This is a genomic window from Neoroseomonas rubea, assembly GCF_016106015.1.
Lineage (GTDB): Bacteria > Pseudomonadota > Alphaproteobacteria > Acetobacterales > Acetobacteraceae > Neoroseomonas > Neoroseomonas rubea.
The window spans coordinates 1-3255 of the sequence record NZ_JACADQ010000414.1; the positions used below are offsets into that span (position 1 = coordinate 1).

Below are 3255 nucleotides of genomic sequence, written 5' to 3' on the forward strand. Positions count from 1 at the left end.
TACCGCCGGGCTGCCGCCCGCGGCGGGCGGCGGCCCGGCGAATTGCGCCAGCGCCGGCGCGGGGCCGATGGGCAGGCCCGGCAGCGCCAGCAGCGCGGCCGGGGCGAGGAGGAGGGCGAAGCGCTTCATGGCGTCGTTCTACGCCCCTTCGCCCGTCCGGGGAAACACCGGGCTACCGCCCTTCCCGCCGCCAGGCCATGACCGCCGCGCCGAGCAGCAGCACCAGCGCCAGCCAGGCCGGCAGCAGCGGCAGGGCGGAAATGCCGGTGACGGTATGGTCGCCGTTGCGACGCAGCCCGATCCAGCCCGCGCCCGCCACGTCGCGGCCCGGGGCCACGCGCCGGATGTCCGGGATCGCCGGCGTCGCGCCATCGCCCAGGAAGCGCGCCGCCCCCCCGGTCGCGGCCAGCAGCGGGCGCAGCCGCTCGGGGTCGGCGCGCAGATCCGCGACCTCGAGCGGATTGGCCGCGGCGGAGGCGGCGAAGGCGCTGCGCCGCCCGTCATTCGCCTGCCACACGCCCGGCATGGTCGCGGGCAGGCTGAGCACGGACCGCCCGCCGCCCGCTTCCTCGGGCCGTGCGCGGGTGATGCTGCTGTCGGGCGCGGTGACGGTGATCTCGGGCGGCGGCCCGGAATCGAGGCTGCGGCGCGTGACGACCATGCGACCGGCCTCGATCCGCGCCGAGAGGTCCTCCTCCTCCAGCTCGCTCTCGCGCATCAGCCAATGGGCGACGCGGCGCAGCACCTCCTGCTGCGGCCCTCCGCCGTCATGTCCGCGCGACCACAGCCAGATATGGTCGGACAGCAGCAGCGCGACGCGGCCTTCGCCCACGCGGTCCAGGACCATCAGCGGCGCGCCCTCGGGGCCTTCCATAACGACCGAGCCGCTGCGGGCGTCGGCGCGCAGCCAGCGATACCAGCGGCCCCATTGCGCCTCCGCCTGCTCGCTGTTCGCCCCGGGCAGGCCTTCCGTGACCGGGTGACGGAAGCCGAGCGCGGAGACGCGCGGGCGGAAGGCGCCCTCGGCGACCGCGTTCTGCCGCCCCGCCGGCCGCGCCGGCAGCACCTGGCCGAGCGGCGTCAGCGCCAGCGAGACCGGCCCGCTGAATTCCGGCCCCGTCGACATCAGCAGCGCGCCGCCGCCGCGCACATAGTCGGCGATGTTGCGCAGGTAGATCGCCGGCAGGATGCCGCGGTTGGAGAACCGGTCGAAGACGATCAGGTCGAACTCGCGCAGCTTCACCTGGAACAGCTCGCGCACCGGGAAGGCGATCAGCGCGAGTTCGTTCAGCGGGGTCAGGTCGTCCTTCTCCGGCGGGCGAAGGATGGTGAAGTGCACCAGGTCGACATTCGGGTCGGCCTTGAGCAGGCGCCGCCAGGTGCGCTCCCCCGCATGCGGCTCGCCGGAGACGAGCAGCACGCGCAGCCGGTCGCGCACGCCGTTGATGGTCACGACCTGGCGGTTGTTGAGCTGGCTGACCTCGCCGGGCCGCGGCTCGGCCTCGATCTCCACCACCGTCGGCCCGCCGCGCTGGATCGGCACGGCGATGCGATGGTCGCGGCCGACCGGCACGCTCTCGCTGCGCGCGGCCTCGCCGTCGCGGCGGATGGTCAGCCGCGCCGCGCCGGCCGGGTTGGCGACGCCGAGGTCGTCCACCGCGACGCGGATCTCCACCTCCCGCCCCACGATGCCGAAGCCCGGCGCCTCGATGATGCGCAGCCGCCGGTCGGTCTCCCCGGCGCGGCCGGGCAGTAGCGCGTGGAAGGGCGCGTCGAAGGGGATGGCGGCGGGGATGTCGTGCGCCTGCCCGTCGGTCAGCGCGATGATGCCGGCGAGCCGCGCGCGCGGAATGTCGGCCAGCGCGCGTTCCATCGCCGCGAAGAGCCGCGTGCCCTGGTTGCCGGCCTCCGGCACCTCCACGGTGCGGAGTTCCAGTTCGCTGAGGCGGCCGGCGCGGGCCTCGATCTCCCGCCGCGCTGCCTCGATCTGCGCCGCGCGGGTGCCGATCGCCGCCGAATCGCTGCGGTCCACCACCAGCAGGGCGATGTCGGGCCGCGTCTCCCGGCTTTCCTCGACCAGCCGCGGATTGGCCAGCGCCAGCAGCACCAGCGCGAAGCAGGCCGCGCGCCACCACACGCCGCGCGCGCGCCGCCAGATGGCGGGGGCGAGCGCGAGCAGCGCGATGAGCGCGGCTGCCGCGAGCAGCCACAGCGGCAGCACGGGCGCGAAGTCGAGGCCGGCGAGGGTGCGCGTCATCGCCTAGTTCCCCAGCCGCTCGAGGATCGCCGGCACATGCACCTGGTCGCCCTTGTAGTTGCCGGTCAGCGCGTACATCACGAGGTTCACGCCGAAGCGGTAGGCGAGGATGCGCTGCCGCGCCCCGCCGGGAATGGTCGCGTAGGGATTCTGCCCGCGCGCATCCATCGCCCAGGCCGCCGCCCAGTCGTGGCCGCCGATGATCACCGGGCTGACGCTGTCATTCGCCCGGTCCTGGTCGCGCGCCACCCAGACCTGCCCGCCGGCATAGCGGCCGGGCAGGTCCTGCAGCAGGTAGAAGGCGCGCTTCAGGACGTGGTCTTCAGGCACCGGCGCAAGCGGCGGCACGGCAAGGTCGCGCGTGACGCGCCGGAGTGCGGTGCGCGCGCCGGGGTTCATGCCGTCGCCCGAGCCCTCGTCGCGCGTGTCGAGCAGGATGATCCCGCCATTGCGCATGAAACCGTTCAGCGCCGCGGCCATCGCCGCGTCCGGCTGTGGCGCCTCGGCCAGCACGGGCCAGTAGAGCAGCGGGTAGAAGGAGAGATCGTCGCGCCCGGGCACGACCGGATGCGGTTCCGCCAGCGCGGCGGCGGTGCGGCGGTTCACGAAATCCGACAGGCCGAGCAGGCCGAGGCGCGAGACCTCGTCCACCTGCGTGTCGCCGGTGACGATGTAGGCGAGCCGCGTCGCGATCGCCGCCGCGCCATCGGGCTGCTGCGCGCCGGCCGGCGCCGTGGCGGCGAACAGAAGCAGCGCCGCGACGCGCGCGCGCCGCGACCACTGCACCCCGACCAGCCCGCGCTGCACCAACGAGACCAGCAGGTCGGCCACCAGCAGCAGCAGCGCGAGCGCCAGCAGCCACGGCCCGAGGTCGCGTTCCCCCGGCACGCCGCCGATCGATTCCACCCGCGCGCCGGGCGGTGGCGCCGCGGCCGGGCGCGGCGGCGGGAGATGCGCCGAGAGGTTCAGCGCGCGCCGCCAGGTGGCCTCGTCGGGCT

2 protein-coding genes are annotated in these 3255 nt (G+C 75.1%); both read right to left on the reverse strand.

Features of this window, described 5'->3' with window-relative positions; all coding sequences use genetic code 11:
* Nucleotides 1-172 precede the first annotated feature (172 nt).
* Nucleotides 173-2257 (reverse strand): hypothetical protein, encoded by a 2085-nt coding sequence (locus HW577_RS22860; protein ID WP_198378418.1) that lies wholly within the window; start codon nt 2255-2257, stop codon nt 173-175.
* A 3-nt stretch (nt 2258-2260) separates the two neighbouring features.
* A partial coding sequence (locus tag HW577_RS22865) for a DUF4159 domain-containing protein (RefSeq protein ID WP_198378419.1) occupies nt 2261-3255 on the reverse strand: 995 nt, incomplete at its 5' end.

What these genes read in the sequence shown, in the direction of transcription:
- HW577_RS22860 (WP_198378418.1), bottom strand. Translation starts at nt 2,257, where the DNA reads ATGACGCGCACCCTCGCCGGCCTCGACTTCGCGCCCGTGCTGCCGCTG.